Source organism: Streptomyces sp. NPDC091209, assembly GCF_044757755.1.
GTDB lineage: Bacteria > Actinomycetota > Actinomycetes > Streptomycetales > Streptomycetaceae > Streptomyces.
In genome coordinates, this window is the sequence record NZ_JBIVVR010000025.1 from 1 (window position 1) to 22,491 (window position 22,491).

At 66.4% G+C, this 22,491-nt stretch carries 10 protein-coding genes and 1 pseudogene; 7 read left to right on the top strand and 4 right to left on the bottom strand.

Annotation, left to right across the window (positions count from 1 at the left end):
• Nucleotides 1-257: 257 nt before the first annotated feature.
• A complete protein-coding gene (locus ACIQRL_RS40320) occupies nucleotides 258-7,277 on the top strand; it encodes a hypothetical protein (RefSeq protein WP_401341239.1) in 7,020 nt (2,339 codons plus the stop codon).
• A gap of 498 nt (nucleotides 7,278-7,775) precedes the next feature.
• On the opposite strand, the pseudogene ACIQRL_RS40325 reads toward ACIQRL_RS40320, so the two are convergent.
• Together ACIQRL_RS40325 and ACIQRL_RS40330 are read right to left on the bottom strand one after the other, a co-directional pair.
• Nucleotides 7,776-8,360 (bottom strand): annotated as a pseudogene (locus tag ACIQRL_RS40325) (transposase); the annotation flags it as partial.
• Nucleotides 8,361-8,543: 183 nt separating this feature from the next.
• Complete coding sequence (locus tag ACIQRL_RS40330; RefSeq protein WP_401341242.1) at nucleotides 8,544-9,104, bottom strand: SsgA family sporulation/cell division regulator; 561 nt, start codon at nucleotides 9,102-9,104, stop codon at nucleotides 8,544-8,546.
• Nucleotides 9,105-9,564: 460 nt separating this feature from the next.
• Here ACIQRL_RS40330 and ACIQRL_RS40335 point away from each other — a divergent pair, with 460 nt between their 5' ends.
• Nucleotides 9,565-11,823: an ATP-binding protein gene (locus tag ACIQRL_RS40335; RefSeq protein ID WP_401341244.1), complete on the top strand. Its 2,259-nt coding sequence runs from the start codon at nucleotides 9,565-9,567 to the stop codon at nucleotides 11,821-11,823.
• Nucleotides 11,824-12,287: 464 nt separating this feature from the next.
• Here the strand turns inward: ACIQRL_RS40335 and ACIQRL_RS40340 are convergent, their stop codons facing one another.
• Complete coding sequence (locus ACIQRL_RS40340; RefSeq protein WP_401341247.1) at nucleotides 12,288-16,472, bottom strand: carboxypeptidase regulatory-like domain-containing protein; 4,185 nt, start codon at nucleotides 16,470-16,472, stop codon at nucleotides 12,288-12,290.
• A 481-nt stretch (nucleotides 16,473-16,953) separates the two neighbouring features.
• Here ACIQRL_RS40340 and ACIQRL_RS40345 point away from each other — a divergent pair, with 481 nt between their 5' ends.
• Nucleotides 16,954-17,214, top strand: coding sequence for a WhiB family transcriptional regulator (locus tag ACIQRL_RS40345; protein WP_401341249.1), 261 nt, complete (start codon nucleotides 16,954-16,956; stop codon nucleotides 17,212-17,214).
• 65 nt (nucleotides 17,215-17,279) lie between these two features.
• On the opposite strand, the gene ACIQRL_RS40350 is transcribed toward ACIQRL_RS40345, so the two are convergent.
• A complete protein-coding gene (locus ACIQRL_RS40350; protein WP_401341252.1) occupies nucleotides 17,280-17,933 on the bottom strand; it encodes a hypothetical protein in 654 nt (217 codons plus the stop codon).
• A gap of 619 nt (nucleotides 17,934-18,552) precedes the next feature.
• On the opposite strand from ACIQRL_RS40350, the gene ACIQRL_RS40355 reads away from it, so the two are divergent.
• The 4 genes from ACIQRL_RS40355 (at nucleotide 18,553) to ACIQRL_RS40370 (ending at nucleotide 22,490) form a co-directional block, all read left to right on the top strand.
• Complete coding sequence (locus ACIQRL_RS40355) at nucleotides 18,553-19,515, top strand: helix-turn-helix domain-containing protein (RefSeq protein ID WP_401341254.1); 963 nt, start codon at nucleotides 18,553-18,555, stop codon at nucleotides 19,513-19,515.
• 131 nt (nucleotides 19,516-19,646) lie between these two features.
• On the top strand, nucleotides 19,647-20,600 hold the full coding sequence (locus ACIQRL_RS40360) for a helix-turn-helix domain-containing protein (protein WP_401341257.1): 954 nt from the start codon (nucleotides 19,647-19,649) through the stop codon (nucleotides 20,598-20,600).
• A 426-nt stretch (nucleotides 20,601-21,026) separates the two neighbouring features.
• Nucleotides 21,027-21,245: a hypothetical protein gene (locus ACIQRL_RS40365; RefSeq protein WP_401341259.1), complete on the top strand. Its 219-nt coding sequence runs from the start codon at nucleotides 21,027-21,029 to the stop codon at nucleotides 21,243-21,245.
• Nucleotides 21,246-21,494: 249 nt separating this feature from the next.
• A complete protein-coding gene (locus ACIQRL_RS40370) occupies nucleotides 21,495-22,490 on the top strand; it encodes an alpha/beta fold hydrolase (RefSeq protein ID WP_401341260.1) in 996 nt (331 codons plus the stop codon).
• Nucleotide 22,491: the final 1 nt, after the last annotated feature.

Sequence of the window (22,491 nt, forward strand, 5' to 3'; positions counted from 1 at the left end):
CCACCGCCGAGGACACCACACAGGACACCACCGGAGACATCGCCCCCGAGGACGGCGGCTGGCCCGACGCCACCCTGACCACCCACCCCGTCACCATCACCAAAGCCGACTTCGACACCGTCCTGCACCGCACCACCACCCCCACCACGAGCGCGACAGGCACCACGGTCGCCCGTACCACCCTCGACCCCGGCCTCACCCCGGTAGCGGGAGCACGCAGCGCAGCCAGCACCGGGACCGAAGGACGAGCGGGCGCCATGGCCGGGGCCGGCAGTGACACTGCAGCCCCGACGGAACCCGGCCACCCCGACATCCGCAACACCAGCACACCCCGACCTGCCCTGACCACCAAAACGGCTGCCACCACGGCCGACGTCACCGGAGCCACAACCGACCGCGGCCGCACCGGCGACGGCGAACACCCCACAGCAACAGGCCACCTCACCAGCGACAACCGCCCAATCGACGGCGGTGGCCTGCGCGGCTTCGAGACGGACCTGTCCGAGATGGACAGGACTCCCGCCACCGCCCACGCCCCCGCAATGGACCCGCAGACCCCGACCACTGCACCCATCCCCAGCCACCCGGCCGAGACGGCGGACCAAGAGGCACCGGGCGAGGTTGATCCGGTCCTCGCCGTGAACGTCTACAGCCAACTGATCGCCCTGCACGGCACCTCACCCCAGCCGGGCAAGACCGCCCTCGCCGACACCATGACCAGGGCAGCCGACACCGCAGAATCCCGATACGGCGACGCGATCTCCCACGCCGTCAAGAAGGTCGCCGAGCACATCCGCGAACACGGACTCACCCACAGCCGCGACCTCGACAAAGCCCTCACCCGACTCGCCCGACTGGCCGAACAAACCCTCGAAAACCAACGCAACACCAGCACCATCAGCCGCAGAACCGCCGAGTTCCTCCTCACCGGCCACCCCACCCGGATGCGCGGCGGAACCAGCCACAACACCGAAACCCGCGACGAGACCGGCAACTACCCCACCCGCCCCCAATCACCCGCTTGGGACCGCCAGGAAGGGACCAGCACCTCTACCACTCGCGCCGGCCACACCACCGAACGGCCCTCGGCCCACGACCAATCCATCGCCCTCGCCTACATCCAGCGCCAAGGAATACGCCCACCCGTCCAGATCATCGACCGCAGGGCCACAGACCACGCCAACCACCGCCTCCGCGAACACTTCGAACAACTCGTCACCGACGTGGACCACGCCCTGCACCGCCACAACACTCCCGGCCACACCACCGCCGAAGCCGCGATCGACCAATTCCGCCAAGCTTTCCCCGAAGCATCAGATCTACGCGGCGGACTGAGCGGCGGGGGGTCATCGATCGAAGCCGAAATCAACAACGTCCTCATCACGCATCCAGGTGCGAATCTGTCGCTCGACTTCGCAGATCTCCTGGCCAGCGGACCCGGCGGAGCGCGAATTGTCACGGAAGCCAAGTACCTATATTTCGGCCCCGGGGAAGCAGATGTTCTGTATCGAACCTCAGAGGCTGCCGCGGCCTCGGGTGGAACGGGAGAAGGGGACGACTTCCTCATCCTCGAAGTAATCCCTGGCGTGATGAACAATGTTCCGGGCGAGACGTACAGCAATCTCGACGGAGGGATGAATTTCTATGCTTCTACGGAACAACGACTTGAGCAACTGGTCGACGGAACAATCCCTCCCGGCGCTACTCCTCCAGGCATCCCCTTGAGTGAACTATTTCCGAGTGAGTCGGGCTGGACTCTCACGGACATCGGCAGGCAGATGTCCGTGACTTCACGACCCATAGGGGACCCAGGAGGTACACACGTCCACCACAACATCGGCGTCCCCCTTGCCGGACTTCCAAGTTTTCTGTCGGAAGTCCATCACGGAACCTGGCGCGACGAATCATACGGCTACCTCACGCGCACCCATCTGCGTGATGCCCTGACCTTTGCCGCAGGGGTCGCCGGGCGCTACATGGCGTTCCTGGCGACCGGCTCCGCCCCGGACCACATCCCCGACATGGGTGACCTCGTCAATGCGCCATTGCGCGACGTACAGGAACTCCGCGGCGTAGTGGCGCTCCACTACATCGTAGGAGCCGCAATCGTAAACGCGGACAGAGTAGTCGACCCGGCGCTCCTGAAAGCGTATGCCGCAGTCCTGCCGCGGCACGAACCTGAAGACCTGCACAAAAACCTCAGCTCGAATGCCCAACTCTTCCTCTCGGTTCATCATGAATCCATTATGCGCGAGTTCGAGAGGGTTATTGACGATCGAATCCCGAACGTAACGAGAAACCCTGAATCGGTACTTGACATTCCGATCCCCGGGTCTGACGCGATTAAACTACGTGATTACTTTCTGAGCGGCCTGACGGAAAGCCACTCACCCAAGGTCCGCATGCAAGATTTCATCAAGACGTTCATACTCGACGACCTTGATCGCATCAGCGTGACGAACCCCGGAACAAACCGGCACGCGGATATTGCACGAGCAGTCGTAGAAGTCCGCTCATACGGACAACGCCTCGTCCGGTCCGAGGAGATGCGGACCCATCACACGCGTCTAACAGACATGGCCTCGATCACGCACACTCACACGATGGAGATGCACTGGCAGGAAACATCTCCGGGTGATCCGCGCCCCCGAATACTCCAACGCGTCAGAGAACACCTCGCAGCGAACCCGCACACAACGACCGTCACCACCAGCTCCAACGCCCCCGCACCACTACAGGCCCCGCCAACCTCCCTCGCCCCGCACACCGCAGCCACAGCCGCCATCCGCACCCCCGGCGCGGAAGCCCACCCTGGCCCGCCGCTCGATTGGAATCTGTTCAATTTCAACCCGGACGTCTACCAGGCACACACCCCCGACCTCGGCGACCAACTCGCAAGAGCCCTTACCCACACCCGCGCAGCAACCCGCCCGAACCCGAAAGAGATCGCCCTCCTCGAAGCAGCCCTCAAACGAGCACGCCGCACGGCCAGGTTCAGCCAGTCGGCCACAATCCCCGACCGCACGACCGAACCCATCCCACGACGCACCCCCACCGTCGGCAGCACCCCCTTGGTCTCCCCCAACACCTCACCCACCCCCCACACTGACAACTCCCGCCTCCCCGTCGACAAACAAGCACCATCGCTCAGCCCCGAAACCCCGCGGAGGGAGCCTGCGGCAACGACCGCTGAGCCCTTCGAGCAAAGCGGCACCACGGACACCCACCGGCCCATACCCCGCACCGCACCGTCACCGCTCACTTCCGACCGAGCTCAAGAAGACGGCCCCCGACATCGGAACCCAGCTCACACGGCATTGGCGCAGTCGCTGGAGATCACGTCGACTTCTCGCGCCACCGAAACGTCGGACGCCGCCGACCCCGTTCCGAGCGCTCCCGCAGCTCGCAGGCAGGTGACCGTCTCCGGCACCCACCCACACGGCGAGCACACTCCCGGGAACCGCGCCGTGCCGGACCGGCCCACGCACCTCCTCCCCGGCCGCCTGCTCGGCGCCGGGAGTAAGACCGAGGAGGCCAGGGCCGCGGAGCAAGCCCCAGGAGGCAACCGTCCCGGCGTTTTCGTAGGCGGTCCCGGGGAACCGACGGCACCTGCCGCCGGGGCCTTCGGCGCCGCTACCTCCCATGCCGGCGTCGGCCCGGGGCCGTCCACTTCTTCAGAGCGCACGGCCCACGAGGGCCCACTCGACGCCGCGTTGCCGGCACGGGCGGATCTGGAGATGGCGGTCGAGGAGGCGTTGACGGCGGTCCGGCCGGTCGATGGGGACGTAGTCATGGGCCGCCTCGCCGAGGCACTGGGACTGCCGGAGCACGAGGTGGGCGAGGTCGTGGGCTACGCCGACGGTCTGCTCAGCCCGTTCCTGGACAGAGGGCTGCGCGAGATGGGCGCCACGGACGGGCTCAGTCCCCGCGCGGTGGCCACGGTGGCCGTGGCCGCGGTGCTCCGGCACAATCGGGTGTCGGACCCGGACGACGTGAAGGGCAAGCGGCCGATGGCCGCGGCGCACGGTGACCACACCGAGGCGGACGCCCGGTTCACCGCGGCGCTGCGCGCGGCGCTCCTCGACTGGCGCGATCACGAGGACGCCGGTGCGCTGGGACGTCTCGGCCTGAGTTCCCACCTGTTCCCGCACGACCTCTTCGATTCCAAGTCGCCGTGGATGTCCGGCGGTGCCACTGGGACCAGCCAGGCGGCTACCGGTTCCGGTTCCGCCTCGTCGGCCGTGTCCGCCGCACGGCCCCGGATCTCGGCGCCGTACCTGCAGTTCACGGCCGAATCGGCCCATGGCTGGACGATCGTCGAATCCCCCGCACACCTGTCGGGCCTGCCGTGGGACCAGTGGCGCACCGTTTTGGCGGCCGACCGTGCGAAGTCGGACGGCCATGTGCGTAGCGATCAGTTGTCCCAGTCGCAGCTCGAAGAGGTGGTGCTCATGTTGTCGCAGAACGGGGCCCCCGATGTCGCCGAGAAGGTGCGGGACTATTCGGCCAGGCTCGACGCGGCGGCTCGGGCGGCCGCCGATCCGGACCCCGCGCTCGTGCACTGGACAGGACGGGAAGTCGAGGAGTTGGGGCAGAAGCTGCGGAGGGACTACGAGAACGTGACACTGAAGGACTCACGGGGGTCGGACGACCTGACCGCCCAGTTGTCCGAACTACGCAAGTCCGCCGACAAGATGGCCGGAGCGCTGAACGGATTCATCTCGCAGGCGGCCGATGTCCGTGGCGTCTACAGGCTCCGTAGCACCTACACACCTGTCGTGTCCGCCGCCCGCACTCTGGCCGAGTTCGTCGAGAGGTGGACGAACGACCGGCAGCAGCCCTCGACCACGATGAAGAAGCCTGTCAGCGTCGACGCCTTGCTCAGGCTCAACTCCGTCATTCGGGAATTCCGCCGCCGGGCGGCGTACGAGTACCTCACGCACGGCCACTATTGGCACTTGAGCGATCCCCCACTCCCGGGCCGGGACCGGGCCGGACGCATTGCGTATCTCGAAGGGCGCTCGCAGCAGAATCTCGCCGAACTGCTCCAGGAGACGCGATCGGTCCTGAATGACCCCAGGAACGAGGCCCTGTACCGGAGACTGTCGGACCTGGACCTGACCCTGCTGCACGCGACGAACGCCCTGCAGTCGATCAGGAGGGACGGCCTCATGTCCTCACTGGCCGAGTTGCACCGAAGAGACGGATCTCATCTGGCCAGCGGACTGACCCAGGAAGCCGACGGACCTGATCTCGCCAACGAGGATTTCTGGTTCGCCCGGCTCCAGTTGAACCCGACGGAGGAACCGACGTCTCGTTTCGGCTCCTCGACCATTGTCATGACCTTCGCGAACCTCATTCGTCTGAAGGGCTGGCTGAGTTTGTTCGACGGGCTTGACCCCCTGCACCCGGAGGCAATGCGGGAGCTGGTGTGGAAGGGGAAGGTCGTGCGCGAGGCCAGCTACCTGTCGACCCAACAAACCTACGAACGCTGGCAGACGATGTACCCCGAGAGCGGAACGCCGACACACACGAAAGAAATGGCCGACGTGGTTTTTGTCGGCGCCGACGCCAAGGAGGGTTTGATACTCCATGTCATCGCGGAGGCACATCGTATCGGCGGAGAGTTCCTGAGCGACATGCTGAACGAGACGGACCCGAAAGTGCTCTGGCACATGGTGTCCCGGATGATCCGTCCCGAGGCGAAGCTGCCGTCGTCTCCGCTGGAGGCCATGGACCGGCAGTCCGCCGACGGAATCCAGCAGATCCGGATCTACAGCGAGGACGCCGGAAACTACCACCCCGACGGAACCTACCGGATCCCCGTGCGAGAAATCGAAAAGAAATATGCCGTAGCCTTCTCGATCGAACTTCTCGGTCTCGTCAGGCCGACAGAACTCTTCAGCATCCTGGTGCGGCGTGCCGCCACGGCCACTCCGGAAAGCACCGAGATTTTCCGCGACGAGTTCGAGAGAGTTTCCGGAATGTCGCTCAGCCAGGCACTCGACCTGACCGTCAAAGTGGGGAAGATCAGCAGCCATACGAGAAGCGACCTGCTCCGCGAGCTGATATTCAGCGAAAACGATCTGCCCATGCCCGATTTCAGTACCGGCGTGAGAAGTCCGGCAGACCTCACCTCACATCCCGGCATCCGGAACATCGCCAAACAGCTGCACGAACAGGTTCAAGCCCACCGCCAGGGACGGCCGACACGGATAGAATCTACTTTCGCCGCCCTTGAACAGATGCACCGCTCGAGACAAGTCATCCAGGCCGTTCTGCGCGCAGGAAATAAACAATACGGCGAACAGCTCTGGATCAGCGCAAGAGATGCGTTCTCGGAGCATTCGGACCGCATTGACAGCCTTTTCGGAATGCATTCTCATTCAGCTATCCAAGGGGCCCAACTGCGCCCCCTTTACGACAAGCTCAAGGATCTTTCTTTCCGGCACCACTCCGGCGAGGAGATTCGCGTCGCGGTGTACCCGGAAGGAAACTCCAGCGCCCGCGTACATCTGTGGAGCACCGAACTAGACCGGCTCGGCATCGACTCGAAGAAAATCGCCGTGGCACGTGGAGACCGTCCGCTGGAGTTCCAGTCGGCCGACGCACCGGGAGGGACACAGAACGCGCCCCGCACGATCCACCTCGACCAGCACATCGCACCACTCGTGGAGGTCTACTTCCCGGACAGCGACACGCGCGAGGATTATGTACTCGACCCCATACTCGGACGAGGCCCCCTCACCGTTCCGGGTTGGCTGAAGGCCCTCGGCATCAGCGAGGACTTAAACATGCACGAGGGAACCGCGGAGCAAATTCTGAAAACCGTGGACGACGACCACCTGAAGAATCCCGGTGGGTGGACTCCGGAACGCCTTCCACGCGAAGCAGAGGTCGCAATCGCAGATTCGTCTGGCCCCGCAAGGCCGACACTCCACGGCTTCCCCCGCCCCGGCTGGAAACTGATGTCAGGAAACGAGTTCAGCGACCATTTCCTGGAGTCCCAGGACGCTTTCGCGATGGGCCACGACATATCCGAGCGGCGCCGGATCTTCAGGAAGCTGCTGCCGCTGGTGGAAAATCCTGCGGCGCCCGGCACGCTGAACGAAGCCTCAGTGGTGGCCGAGATAGAGGAGGCGCTCGCAGGCGAACTGGCCTGGCCGACCCTTCTCGAAGAACATCCCCGACTGGATCAACTTCTTCGCAGCCTGTTGAACGACGCGAACTACGAGCACATCACAGCGCTGATCACCGACGTGGCGGTGGTGCAATGAAAAGGAGGCCTCTTGGTACCGGTAGTTCGTGAACCCGGCAGTGGGGGTCAATGCCGTGTCCGGTGGTAACCGCGTCGATCGGGGCCTGTCGGTCGGGGGAAGCCGGCCCAGCCGAGTTCGTCCTTGATCTGTTTGTAGCTCTGCTCGATCCACGGCCGCAGGCCGTAGAGGCAGACAATCTCGGCGAGGTCGGCCGGCGGGGCACGTGCCTCGGTGCGGCTTGAGCACGACCACGTAGGCCAGGTCGGCCTCGCGTAGCGAGAGGTACCAGTCATCGCTGACGAAATAGGCACAGTCGGCGACGACCGCATGGCAACCGAACCTGCCGCCTTCCCGCGAACCGCGAGAGCAGCGGCCAGCTGCGGTTTCGTACGGATGGCCGGATCGGACCGGCCGCGGGCGAAGTGATGGGCAGGACTGAAGGAAATCGCGTGCAGCGGCCAAGGAGCACAGGAACTCGCTCCAGAATGCCTCGGTCTCGCTGTCACCGACCCACCCCACTCTCGACTTCAGTCGACCAGGGGAACCCCCATCGCCCAGCACCTCACGGCCGCTGTCCTCGCTGGTGCCGGTGGCGATGACAACGGCCTTGGAGACGATCGGGTGGTTCACGCGCACCTTGCAGTAGGTCGCGTCCAGGTAGAGGTGGGGGGCTGTGATCCAGGTGTCGGCCGTGGAACACGGTGAGCGGTTCGTCCAGGTCACCGCTGATCCCGCGAGACCTCACCCTTGGATGCCGCTATCCGCGCCGAGCGCTTTGACCAGGTTGTCGACCCATCGGATGGACACCCCGTGCATGTACGCCTCCACGATGACCGCATACAGAGCCTGTTCGATGCAGCGCCGCCGATCCAGCAGGCTGGGGAAGAAACTGCCGCCGCGCAGTTTCGGTATCGTCAGGTCCAGGTCGCCGGCCTGGATGGCCAGGGTCTTGTCCCGGTGGCCGTTGCGAAAGGCGGTGCGGGCGTCGGTGTGCTCATTCCACCGGGCGCTGAACCGCCGCTGAGCTCGACCTCGATCAGTTCTTGCAGCATGCGCTCGGCGACGTTGCGAACGAGTTCGATCCCGTCCGCCGTGCGTAATGACTCCAGCAGGCGTTGCAGGTCAGACCGGGACAAGGTCATCAGGCACCTCCGCGGTTGAACTGGCCGTTCACCAGAGAGATTTGCACGGTGGCCACCTGCCGCCGCCCCGCTCGCCTGCGGCAAAGCGTCAGCGGAAGGAACTCCCTGTGCCCGGCCTGACGGGCAGACGCCCGCCAATCGCTCATTCGTCGGCGGCCAGGAGCAGGGTCGCGATGTGATCGATGTCGACGTAGCTTCCCTCCGTGCCTGTCGGCACGAGCTCCTGAGCCCTGTCCAGGAACTCAGCGACAGGCGAAGCCTTCATCTCGAGCACCGCAGACCCGAGCCGGGATCTGACGACGATGCGAATGACAGGACCGTGCGACGAGCGCCGGGGCGACACCAGAACGTCCCCTTCGCCCACCGGCCGGTTCAATCCCCCTTGCAGGAGACTGAGCGCAAATACCCAGTTGACCGGGCCACGCGAGGTCGCCCCGATCGACAGACGCACGGCGTAGGGGTCAGCACGGTGATAGTGAAATGCCGCGGGGAGGGAAACATGCGGTTCACCTCCGACGACCACGTGCACCTGGAGCTCACAAGTGAGCGTCGTCTCGGCGGCGCTTGAAAACGGTTGAGTCATTTCCTGCCCGTCCAACAAGGTCTGGGGGATGGCACCTCTTGTCCGAAAAAGCCTAGGCCCGCCCGTAGCGGCGACTTGCCGGGAAATGTATGAAAGGTTGTCCAGGAGAGAACCGAACACGAGGGAACCTTGAGGTGGCGCTTCTGCGGTTCTTCCGGGTCTGCGCCCGCCGAACCGCCTCCGATCCCCTGCGCGGCCGGCCGCGTCGCCGGGGATTGCCCGCGCAGACCACGGCAGTTGCGAAAGCGTCCCCTCGTCGACCTGTCCCGCGGTGACGACGGCGGCAGACGGCGGCAGACGGCGGCAGCAGCCTCGCATCGGGCAACGAAGCGAACCCTTAGGAAAGTTGGGCAACGCCGGCCCGCTGTGCACACAGGCACTCCACAGACGCCACACTCCCGGCACCAACCTGTATCGCCTGCCGTCACCGGGCATGATTTTGTGAATATCCTGTAGCCGCAAACCAGTCATGATCGCCAAGGAGCGTTCGTCTTCCCGGCTCCAGCAGGTGGACAAATAGCCACGGACCGCACCGAGTTGGGTCAGACGCAGAGAGACGAGGCACACGAGGGTGGGTCAGGTGACCGAAGAGAGCGACGTCGGGTTCGGAGCGCTGCTCAGGCAGTTGCGATTGGAGGCGTCGCTGACGATCGAAGCGCTGGCCGAGGCCTCGGGAGTGAGCGGTCGCGGGATCGGAGACCTGGAGCGGGGACGCCGGGCGACTCCCCAGCGAGGAACGGTCGCAGCCCTGGCCAACGGACTGAACCTGCGCGAGGCGGATCGCGAACGGCTGCTCGCCGCGGCCCGGATCGGCCGCAACCCCCGCCAGAGCCCCGCCGACGTGCGTGCATTCCCGCGAGGCATCGACGACTTCGTCGGCCGGGAGCAGGAACTGGCACAGCTCACCGCGCTGGCAGGACAGGCGACCCTCGGCCGATCACAGGTCGTAGCGGTGTCCGGGCCTCCGGGTACTGGAAAGACCACCCTGGCTCTGCACGCCGGACGCGAGCTGGCGGATCGCTTTCCCGACGGGCAACTCGTCCTCGATCTGCGCGGCATGGACGACGAGCCCCCCATGCCGGCAGAGCTCATGCTGCGCGTGCTCAAGGCCGTCGGCGTCGCCGACCGGGATCTGACCAAGGCCGGACCGCAAGGTCACCCGGAGCTCTACCGGCAGGCACTGGCTGGGCGACGCTGCCTGATCGTGCTGGACAACGCCTGTGACGAGGCCCAGGTCCGCCCCCTCCTGCCGAGCGCGGGAGAGGTAATGGTCCTGATCACCAGTCGAAGGATGCTCACCGGATTGGAGGACGTCGAGCGCCTGCCGATCGGCGAGCTCACCCCCTCCGAAGCCGCCGTCTTCCTGACCGGCGTGATCGGCAAGGACCGGGCGAACTCGGATCCGGACGCGCTCTCCGAGGTCGCTCTGCGATGCGCGTATCTGCCGCTTGCCCTGCGCGTGGCAGGCAACTGGCTGGCGACGCGCACCGGTTGGACTGTCCGCCGCCTGGCCGATCGTCTCGCTCTACAGGAACGCCGTCTGGACACGCTGGCCGCCGGCGACGTCCGCGTCTCGGCCGCCTTCGACCTGTCCTACCGCCAACTCACCCCCCATGCCGCCCGGCTCTTCCGCCTCCTCGCCCTGGTCGACGGCCCCGACGCCAGCGTCGCCATCAGTGCCCAGCTCACCGGACAGGAATACTTCGATGTCGAGGACACTCTGGAGGAGCTGGTCGAGACCGGACTGCTGGGATCCGACCAAGACCGGTACCGCCTCCACGACCTGCTGAAGCTGTACGCCCGCAACCGGCTCAAAGCCGAGGAATCCGAGGAGGCGGCAGAAGCGGCCAGGTCCGCACTGCATCGCTGGCTGCTGGAGACCGCGGTCGTGGCCGGCCGCTGGTTCGAGCCCGACCACGGTGCCCCGCCTCCCACTTGGCACGGGACCGTCGACCTGTCGACGGCGGACCACGCCCGCCAGTGGCTCCAGACGGAAAGCATCAATTGGCTTGCGGCCTTCCGCTCCACCGCCCACGAAGAGGACCATGCCGCCGTGGTCGAGCTCGCGGAAGCCCTCCACTGGTTCTCCGACCAGTGGATCTTCTGGGGACACTGGCCGGAGGTCTCCGCCACCGCCGCCGCCAGCGCTCAGGCCCTGGGCGATCCCGGTCTCGAAGCCACCCACCTGAACCTCCACGCCTGGGCCCTGCTGATCTGCGAAGGCCGCCACCACGCCAGCATGGAACGATCAGCCGAGGCGCTCAAGGCGGCTCGGCGCGCCAATGATCTTCCCCAGCAGGCCTGGTCCCACAGCTACACGGCCTGGGCGCTCAGCCACCTCGGCGACTACTCCGCGGCAGCACCGCACAATCGCGAAGCAGCCAGACTGTTCGAAACTGCGGGTGACATGCACGGGACCGTGCACGCCATGTGCAGCCACGCCGACACCCTGCTGCGAGCGGGACGTTACGAGGAATCCATCGCGGAGCACCTCCGTACGCTCGCTTTTCTCGATCAAGCCGGCGACAGCATCGAACCTCACAGCGCTGCCTTCAATCGCACCAACGTGCAGACATCCATCGGCCAGGCCCAGACCCTCCTCAAGAACTGGGCGAAGGCCGCCGACCACCTGCGCATCGCGGTGGACCTCGCCCGCGCGAGTGCGAATCCGGGACTTGAGAGCCGCGCGCTGATCCATCTCGCTGACGCCCTGCGGGCCGGCGGACATCGGGAACAGGCCCGCGAGATCTACGCCCAATGCGTCGAACTCGGAGAGTCCGCCAATCCCCAGCACGTGGTGACGGCCCGGGAACGCCTGGCGGAACTCGATCACGGTTGATCCTGTCCTTCCACTGCCGATCGCAGTGCCGGTGGCTGCCGTCGGCGCGCGGGCAGCGACGGGACTCGGATGGTGGCGGCCGAGTGGAAGGCGAGAGGCGCTTCATCCCACTCGGCTGCCAAGAGGGACGCTAGGTCCTCTCGGTCCTGTCGGTGCGTCCGACAGTGCGCGTCAGCTGGTCCACGAGTGCACTCTTGTGTCGCTCGAATTCGGGAGTGTCGACCGTCCGGGCGACCGAGTCGAAGTCAGCGTTGCCGACGGCGGCGACGGAACGCACACCGTACTGAAGCGACCGCCAGCCGACTGCGGCGGACGGGTTCGTCCGCCGCAGTCGGCTGTCATCTGTCATCGTGCTCGCCGCCTGGCGCAACTCCAGCGACGACGACAAGAACCTGGGCGAACTCGCAGACAGGCATCCCGTGCGGCGACGAAAGCCGCTGTGGCGTCCGGCACATGAGCGGCGGTCACGGGGCCTTCTTCAGTGTGAAGTCGCCGGGAGTCGAGCCGTTCTTCGCCAGTCTCACCCGAGTGGTTTCCGACTCGTAGCCCTCCATCGATACGGTAACCGTGATCGGGCCGCCACGAGCGTCGAGCCACAGGGAGTACGTTCCGTCCTCGGCCGTCGTCACGGTATGGCTCGACTTCTTGCCGATGAGCTGGACAGTGGCCCCGGAGAGGGGGGTTGTACCGCCATCTCCGTCATCACCGAGCACGGTGCCTACGTATCTGCCCCATCCCTTGTGAGGGGCGACGGTCATCGTCACCGGGATCGAGGCGACGTGGTACGGCGTGTCGGTGCGCACGCTCAACTTCGCTGCGTAGGCGCCCGGTTGAGTGACCTCGGAGGCCGTGGCATCCAGTGACACGGTCACCGTGGTGCTGGCCCCCGGTCGCAGGGTCGCCTGCTGCCCATGGAGTCCGAGCCAGGTCGCATCGTCCGTTCGGTCGCCCTGGTCGTATCCGGGTAGCACACTGGCGGTGGCGACCGGCGCCGAGCTGGCCGTCCGTCTGCCTCCGACACTGTAGAAGCCAGGAGCCGCACCACCGCGGTAGATCGCGGAAACAGCGTTCGGCAGTGCTGTCCAGGTGCCGGCTTGAGGGTCGTAGGCGAAGCTCTTGTTGGTGACCGAGGCCGCGGTCCTGCCGCCGACGGTGATGAGCAGGCCGTTCGCTGCCGCATAGGACGGTCCCCACAGCGCTACGGGCATGTCCGCGATCGGTGACCAGCTGTCGGTCACCGGGTCGTAGGCGTAAGCGTGCTTCGTTATGCTGCTGCCCCCCGTCTCGCCACCGGCGCAGTAGAGCATGTCGGCGATCTCGCCGCAGGCGGTCCAGGTGATTGGTATGGGGTACGGGGCCATCGCCGACCACTTGTCGGAGGCCGGATCGTAGGCGTACACGTCCGTGGTGTCGCAGCCCTTCTCGGCGCATCCTCCAACGACGTACAACTTGCCGTCCAGGACTGCGCTTCCGGAGCCGGCGTAGGGCTTGGGTGTCGGCGCTCCGGTACTCCAGGTGTCGGAGGCCGGGTCGTATATCTCCAGCTTGGGATCGGGTGTGCCGTCGTTGCGCCATCCGCCCACGGCGTAGAACTTGCCGCCGATGAAACCCTTGGCCGGTGCATCACGTTCGTCGGCTGCCGACGCCAGCTGCGACCAGGTGTCGGCGCCGGGGTCGTAGACGTACATGTCCGAGTTGTAGGCGTTGGCGCCGCTGGTGTAGCCGAAGGAGGAGTAGAGCAGACCTCCGTACGAGGCGACCGCATTGTCCATCGTGGCCGTCGGCAGATCTGCCCCCGACTGCCAGGCTGCGCCGTCGATCGGGGGCGTTTGCGCCTCGGGGCCGCTGACCTGCTCGGCGACGGTGAAGGTGGCGGGAGCCTTGCCGGTGTTCTTCACCGTCAGCTTCGTCGTGGCTCTGCCGCCCAAGGTCAGCGTCTTGTCCACGGCTGCCCGCTTGATGGTGAGCTTTCCGGCCTGGAGGCTGTGGTCGATCTCGGTCACGGCGTCCGGCACCACGCGCACCGTCTTGGTCCCGGTGGCGAACCTGCTTTTGGCCACCGTGAAGGACTGTTTGCCGAGAGCGTCGGAGAAGATCCAATAGAAGCCGTCGTCCAGCTGCGGGTCGTTCGGAGTGGCCGCCGTCAGGCCGGTCTGCCCGTGATCATCGGCGTTGCGGACCCTCGCATCGAGGACGCCGGCACCGGTGTTGGCGTCGGTGATGACACCGGCCACCAACCCGCCGCTGGCAGGAGTGGTGGGGCGGTCGCCGACGAAGACGTTGTCCAGTTCCCAGTAGTTGTCGTAGGCAGCGACGAAACGGAACCGCACCTGGACTGTCTTGGCTCCGGAGTAGGCGGCGATCGGAATGTCTACGTGTCCGGACTGGCTGACCGTGGTGTAAGTGCGCAGATTGGTCCACGTAGCGCCGCCGTCGGTGGTGATGTCGACCGTCCCGCTCTGACTGTGCGAGGACACGTAGGCCATGTCGAAGGAGATCCGCGGCCTGGTGTAGTCACTGAAGTCGTAGACCGGGCTCACCAATGACGTGTCCTGCCGCTTGCCGTCGCCGTAATAGAGACTGTCGGCCAAGGCGAAGCCCCCACTGCCTCCGGTCTTGTTCGTACGGTTCACGGGGTCCGAGAACTGCCAGCCACCCGTGGCACCGGCGGCGTTGACGACGCTCCAGCCGTCGGGCGGGGAATCGGTCGCGTCGAACGCTGCGGTGCGGCCGACGGTTCCCACGTCGTAGCCGGCGAACGTGTCCTTCTCGCGGTCCACGGGAAGGGCGACGTTGACTGCTCGTGTCGCGGATCCAACGGTAATGTCCTTCGTGGCCGTCTGGTAGCCAGGGTATTGGGCGACGATATTCAGTGTGTAGTCATGGCCTTCCGGCAGTTTGAGCTTGTAGGTGCCGGTGCGAGGGTTCGTGAAGACCGGTGCGCCGGGCACGTCCTCGGCGGTGACGGTCGCGTAGAGCGGATATCCGTGACCGGAACCGTCAGTGATCTTGCCGGTGACGGTCCGGGACGCCGCGGCATCCAGCGAGATGTCGTGCGTGATCGAGTCGCCGTCGGCCACGGTGACCGCTGCGATGGTCCTGCTTACATAGCCGTAGGCGTCGGCGCGCAGATCGTAGCTGCCGGGCGGAAGCGTGAGTGAATAGCGTCCGTGGGAGTTCACGGTGACCTGGTAGCCGTCGGCGGAAACGGTGGCCGAGGTCAGCGGAGTTCCAGCGGAGTCGATGACGGTGCCGCTCACCTTGCCGTTCGGGTAGCTGCGGAAGGCGGCCAGGCCGTTGGGACTACCGAGGCCCGTCGGCCCGTCATAGCCGGCCTTCGCGGTGCAGAGATAGGTCGGCTCGCAGGTGCCGTTGGTACCGCTGGTGACGTCGTTGAGGGCCGAGGGCTTGAAATAGGGGTAGGAGTTCGCATACGTGCCCGCTGCGGGAGCGCCGGAGGCCGCGTAGACACCGGTGATGACGGGGGCCGCGGCGCTGGTGCCGCCCATCACCGTCCAGCCGGAGGCTCCGTAGGTCTGGTAGGTCGCCACACCGCTGAGTGGGTCGGAGACCGCGGCCACGTCCGCCACCGACCTCGTGTCACAGCCGGTGTCCGTCTGGAAGCCAGGCTTGGGCTCGTACGCCGAACATCCGGACCCGGCGAGGCCCCACACCGATTCGGTCCAGCCACGCGACGCGGTCGCGCTCCGCCTGAGCGTCGTGCCGCCGACGGCGGTCACGTACTGCGAGGCGGCCGGGTACGAGACGCCATACCCGCGGTCCCCGGTGGAGGCGACCATCACGACGCCGGGACGGTCGTAGTGGGCGTCGAACTCGGTTGTCTGTTCCGGGAGTTCGCCGCTGCCCGCCTCGCTGGTGTAGTCGCTTCCATAGGAGTTGGAGACGTACTGGGCCCCCTGTCCGACCGCCTGGTCGACGGCGGCGAAGATGTCTGCGAAGTCAGTACTGTCCGCCTCGACCAGCAGGATGTGCGCGGCGGGCGCGGACGCTGAGACCATGTCCATGTCGAGGGACGCCTCACCCGCCCAACTGGCATTGGGTCCGGGGTAATCGGCGCCGCCCCGCTGATCGATCTTACGGAAACAGCCGTTGGCGGTGGTGCACTCGGGCAGACCGTACTGCGCACGGTAGACAGCCAGATCGGACTCCGCCGTCGGGTCGTCGTCGGCCACCACGATGGCGACGGTCCGCCCTTCACCGCCGTCCGTCGGCAAGCCGTACGCGCTCTGCAGATCCGACGGGCCGTACCCGCTGGGTGCGACGGCCGAAACTCCATGCTTTCCGACGACGTCGGTGCGCCGTAGCGCGAAACACCCGACCTTGCCGGGTTGCGGCACCGAACACACGGACTCCACGGATGCGTTCGTGTTCTGGAGTGATCCGTCCGCGCTGGACTGCGCCGACACCGCCGCAGCAAGAGGCACACCGGCACTGAGCACCGCCATCACGATGGAGCCGACAGCCCCCAGACGCATGGGCGTTGGCCCGGGTCTCGCGGTGAACAGCCTAGATATTCGCAACGTGCGACTCCTGTGCGCTTGTACCTCGGACCAACCTTTTGACCACCGGTTGACCACGAACTCCCGTTCGCCACAGACGTTTTCGCAGATGAACTGATGAAAGGTCAAGTGACGATGCCCATGGGCACCTTGTGGGCACAGCAGCGTGGTGACGGCCGGCGCCCGAGAGACGGTGGGTGACGACACCGAGCAGGGGCAGGTCGGATCGAAGAGGAGACTACGAGCCGCGAGTCCGCCCGCTTGTCTGTCCGTGCACGAATGTTGTTCCCTCAGCGCACACAGTGGCGGGGAGAGTGAGTCGTCAGCCCCGGGCCGGGAAGCCGCTGCGACCGCAGACAGGTCGACAAGCCTGGACCGGTCGGTCGCTCACTGCTCGTCGGAGCGAGCGTGAGCGGGGGTGCCTCCCTGGGCAAGAGCCCGTGCGTTCATCGACGCACAACCTCGAGCACGAGTTCGTAGGGTCCGGGACGACAATTCCGCTTTCTCGAATGCGCGCTGCAGCCCTTGTTCACCGCTCCGCGGGCCGTGGTCCCCGTCGCAGTCCACGCGGCTTCGGAGGGCTGCTCAGCCGATCTGCAAAGGGGTGAGCATGAATACTTACACCGAGCCGCTTCTTCGGGTGTGGGCGTGGCAGAAGGACGCCGCATGCCGAGGCATGGACAGCTCCGTCTTCTTTTCACCGGACAGCGAAAGAGGACGAGCTCGTCAACGGCGAGAGGAAGCGGCACGGACCATCTGCCGTGAGTGCCCCGTGAGCGGTCCCTGCGGCCGCTTCGCGCGGGCGTCGCAGCAGGAGTACGGCGTTTGGGGCGGCCACACCGAGAATGAGCGGCGTTCCTCACCGATGTGACCGACCGGAATTGAGCCCCTCGCATCTGCGACGGCTCCAGGGCGGCCCTCGGTCCGAGAGGAAGGTCAGTGGCCTGCGTTTCGCTGTGCCATGACCAGAGGTATCCGGCGAAGGTCGTCCAGCGTCAGGACGGCCCCTGCCATGGCACAGGCGACACGCATACCGACCAGGCTGTCGGCCTCGCCGGGTTCGAGGTCCTCCCAATCGGCGATCCCCGCGGCCTCGAACGCGGCGACCAGTTCGGCGGGCATGCCGGGAAGTCTTTCCCCCAGGCTGAGTTCATCGATGACGACTTCCTCGATCTCCTCGCCGTCCACTGCGTAGTGGAGACTGGCGTGCCCGTTGATGGTGTAGACCGTAGTGACCGCTGTCCGCCCCCCGCGGGAGAGGACTTCGGCGGTGCCGTCGAAGGTGTATCCCAAGTCGTCGTAGACGAAGGTCCATTGCCCGATGCGTCCGGCCAGCAGTGTGGCAGCGTCTCCCGTGCCACCGTCGAAGGCGGCACTCGGCAGTGACGTGTACTGGTTCGGTTTCTTGTCGGGAAGCACGCACCGTCGGATCGAAGCGGGCTCGACGCGAAGTGCTTCCAGTGCCCGCACGGGTCCCATGTCCCGTACGACATGCAGGCTGTGGTTCGGATCTTCGCTGGCGATCTCGCGTATCCAGACCGGTAGCCCTTCCGCATCGAGCGTGTTGCGCGGGAATCCGGGCGTGACCATGGGCGACCTCTTAACGCTCTTCATCATGTCCCGGCGCACCGGTGAGGTGCCGCAGGCTGCTCTGGAGAGATCGCGCGTCAGGCGACGGTCGAGCAAGATTGCAGAGAGAGGACGGCGCGCGCAACTCGACCGTGATCCTTGAGCGGGACGCCGGACACCGTCAACACTCGCAGCAAGATCTGCTCGAAAGCGCACCGCCGGTGCTCCGGAGAGCACAAGGCGCGGCGGCAGCCTGCCGGATCGGCTTCGGCTGACCTGTGGTGAGGGTCAGTCGTGTGCGGACGGATCCTCTCTCCGGCCCTTCGACCAGCCGGACAAGGCCACCCAGGTCCATGAGCCAGGACATAGGGCCGCAGCCGCCGCCTGCACCTCAGGACCCGCACGCCCGCCGGACCCGCGGCGCCGACGGCCCGGCTCCCGGAACACCTGCGCCGCGGGGCGTCCCGAGAATTCTTCCTGCACTTCTTCCTGGCACCTCTCGCGCAGGTGCGATGTGCTGACACCGCTCGACGTGAGTCCTCGGACCGCCGCGATCGTCGATGGATCAGGCGGCCGGAGACCACTCGCGCCCGACGGCCGCGTCGGCTGCGCGTCCGCATAACCTCGCAGGGGAGTCGCCGTGTCCGTGGTCCTGTCCACCGCTCCGCTGTCCGTCTCGGACCGAGCCGACTTCTGGCAGGACGCCATGTCGCGAACGTTCGTCCCGCTGGATGTCGAGCTGCATGAGAAGGAGCCGGCGCCGGCGACGATCGTCAGCCGCCGTGTGGGCTTCATGCAGGTATCGACGGTCACCGCCGGACCGCAGACGCTCGCCCGCAGGCCCCGGATGATCGCGAGAGACGGCAAGGAGACCGTGACGCTCACGCTGATGCACCGGGGGATCGCCGAGCGCTCGCAGGACGGCCGAGACGCGGCCGTACACCCTGGACAGTTCTCGCTCTCGGATTCCCGACGCCCCTTCGACAAGGCGCTGCGGCAGGCGTTCAGCCTCACGTCGTTCCACTTCCCCAGATCCGCGCTCGGAGTGAGCGATCTCGAACTGCGGACCGTGACCGCCACGCCCTTCGGCCAGGACGAGCCGCTCTCCGCCCTTCTCGCCGGGCACCTGAAGCGTCTCGACGGGAGTGCGGAGGCGGTCGCTCCCACACAGGCCGACAGGCTCGCCATGGTGACATGTGACCTGCTGGCGTGCTTGATCCAGGAGCGGCACGGGCGGCTGGCTCCCCAAGAGCCCGCCGCGGTCCAGGCGATGCTCCTTCGCATCAAGGAGTACGTGGTACGGAATCTGGCGGATCCCGACCTGTCGCTCGTGGAGATCGCCTCCGCTCACCAAGTGTCGCTCAGGTACCTGCACAAGCTCTTTGAGACGGAAGGCGTCACCGCGGCCCGGTGGATCCAGCAACAGCGTCTGGAAGGCTGCCGGAAGCAGCTGGCACGAACGACGTCCCACGCCCCGACAGTTGCCGTGGTGGCCCACAGCTGGGGCTTCGCCAGCGCATCCCATTTCAGCCGCGTCTTCCGACTCGCCTACGGAATTTCTCCCCGGGAATATCAGGCAGCCGCACGTAGAGGTTCGAGGTGACCAAGGCCATGCACGTTCTCACTCCCCCCGCGGTGAACGGTGCCCGGATCGCCCGCGAGGCGACCGATGGGGCGCCACATTCGCTGAAGGCGGCGCCCCAACCCGTCCCGACGAGCCTCTGTGAAACCGAGGTGACTCCGCAGGCAGAAGGCCCCTGGCACCAGGCTCTGCACAGCATGCTCGGCGTGGTCGATGCCGCGGTGCCCGACGGACGGCATGTGGGAACCATCCGGACGCTCCGGCTGGGCCACTTGCAGCTCGCCGCCTTGGAAGGAGGCGAGCTGCGGCTACGCCGGGCTCAGCGGCCCAACCCGCAGAACAACGGCCTCCTGGTCGTCATGCTGGTGGACGAAGGCGCCGCCGTGGTCGAGCACGACGACCGACGGGTCTTCCTCAAGCCCGGAGAATTGGTCTTCTGCGACATGGCGCGGCCCATGTCGCTCGAATTCCCCGGCCCGGTCCGTGCCAAGTTCGTCGTCCTGCCACGTCGGCTCATCGGTCTGAGAGAGGACCACCTTGAACGCGTCGTCGCGACGCCGATCCGTCCCGACACGACCATGGGCTCGCTGGTCACCGCGTTTCTGACGCAGCTGGTCGACACAGCGGCGGACTGCCCAACAGCCACGGGAGTTCCTCTTGCGAGCAGCGCCATCGACCTGCTTACCCTGTTGGCCGAGGAACAGGTCAGCCTGACGTCGCAGGCCTCGCCAAGTCTCGACCGTCTGCTGCAGATCAAGCGGTTCGTCGAACAGAACATCGACGACCCGAACCTCACCCCGAAGACCGTGGCCCACGCCAACTCGATCTCCGTCCGCTACCTTCACAAGCTCTTCCAGGCCGACGGCGAAACCGTCGGCCAGTGGATCCAGCGGTGCCGGCTGCAGAAGTGCCGAGGTGAACTGGCCGGGCTGGACGCTACGAAGCGCTCCATCGCCGCAGTGGCCCACCGGTGGGGATTCACCAGCGCGTCCCACTTCAGCCGGTCGTTCCGGTCCCTCTACGGGATCTCGCCGGCCGAGTGGAGAGACCCGGGCGGGAAGGTCTTCAAGGAACCCCTGGCAGAAATGGGTACGGTCGCCGCGTGACGGCGCCACGCCGGTGACGGCGGTTGATCCCGTACTCGGGAAACTCCCCAACACGACCCCGCGCGGCGGCGAGCCACCGTCCCCTCCGGCCGCCGCCACGGTCGACCCGGGTCTTCCGCGGTACGCATGCCGGTCGGCATGCGGCCGTCGGCCGTAGGCAGAGTGACCCCCTCGCGCGGACGCCGACGGGACCGGACCGACGAACCGCACCCGCCGGCCCCGACCACGTCATCGACGACGGGGCCTCTTGCTGCTCCCCGCACTTCACCACCGCGAGCTGCCAAGAGGCCCCTTTTGCCATGCCCACCGGTCAACTCACGCGAGCCGGCACCGGCACCGGCAAGGACGCTCGGGCCGGTGCGCTGACGGACAACGTTCTGTGCACTGACCGGAAGTCCGGGTAACCCAGCCGGGTCTAACTTCGTGGTGAACCAGTCGCAACGCGCCTCCACGTGCGTCTCGTCGAGCCTCGGTCGACACCCCTTCCACGACGCCGTCGCCGACACCGCCGCCACCCCCATCACCGCCGAATACACCGGCATCCTCGCCGCCGCCGACATATTCACCCACGACAACGCCTGGACCCTCCTCGAATCCCTCCGCATCGACACCGGCATCCTCGGCCCCTTCGGCAACCACCCCTAACCCACTGGGGTACCACCCCGGTGCGATACGACCGCGACTCCGGGTTTCGTGGACATAGCGAATCAGCCTCGGCCGGTTCCCCGGGCGGCCCTTTCGCCCGTCGCTTGTTCCAGGTCACTGGCCCCCGGCAGCCGACATCAGCTGCGCCGCGACCGTCATCGAACGGCGCCCTCACCGGATGCCTCTGACTCGCCGTCACCAGACGGCGTACCAGGTCCCGCCGCCCCCCTTTCCCGTTTGGAGACATCAGTGAAATTCCGTACGTCCGGATCCCGTGGCCTGACGGCCGCGGTCTTCGCCCTGGCCGTCGGCCTCGGCTCGATCACCGTCACGGCCGCGGCCTCCGACACGTCGGCAGCCTCGTCCTCGTCCGGCGAGCAGATGCCGGCCGGGTTCAGCGAGCACAAGACCCGCGTGGCCGGGACCGGCATCGACTACGTAATCGGGGGCCACGGCCCCACCCTGGTCCTCATCCACGGCTACCCGCAGACCTGGTACGAGTGGCACGACATCATGCCTGCCCTGGCCAAGCACTACACGGTCATCGCACCCGACCTGCCCGGCGCCGGCCGCAGTGACGCCCCCGCGTCCGGCTACGACAAGAAGACCATGGCCGCCGACCTGCACGCCCTCCTCGCCTCACTCGGCAAGGACCAGGACGTGAACGTCGTCGGCCACGACATCGGCACCATGGTCGCCTACGCCTACGCCGCCCAGTACCCGCACAGCGTGAAGAAGCTCGTTCTCAGCGAAGCCCCCATCCCCGACTCCGGCATCTACAACTTCCCCGCGCTCACAGCCAAGGGACCCGGGGTGTGGAACTTCGGCTTCTTCTCCCTCCAGACCGGCCTCCCGGAAAGCCTCATCCAGGGCCGGGAACTCACCTGGACCACCGGCTTCATGCGCGGCATCGCCGTGCACAAGGACGCCCTCACCTCCGACGACCTGAAGGTCTTCGCCTCCTACCTGCGCGACTACGCCCACCTGGAAGCGTCCTTCGCATGGTTCCGGACCTTCCCGCAGGACATCGCCGACAACGCGCGCTTCCAGAAGAAGCCCCTGACCATGCCGGTGCTCGCGATCGGAGCCGACGGCAGCCTCGGCTCCTCGGTCGGCACGCAGGTCCGCCAGTACGCCACCGACGTGACCCCGGTCGTCGTCCCCGACTCCGGCCACTGGATCTACGAGGAACACCCCGAGGAAATGACCGACCTGCTGCTGCACTTCCTCGGCAACCAGCGATGAC

Excerpts from the sequence above, each read along its gene's own strand:
- ACIQRL_RS40320 (WP_401341239.1), top strand. The coding sequence starts at position 258 with ATGGCCGGGGCCGGCAGTGACACTGCAGCCCCGACGGAACCCGGCCAC.
- ACIQRL_RS40345 (WP_401341249.1), top strand. The coding sequence starts at position 16,954 with ATGAATACTTACACCGAGCCGCTTCTTCGGGTGTGGGCGTGGCAGAAG.
- ACIQRL_RS40350 (WP_401341252.1), bottom strand. The coding sequence starts at position 17,933 with ATGGTCACGCCCGGATTCCCGCGCAACACGCTCGATGCGGAAGGGCTA.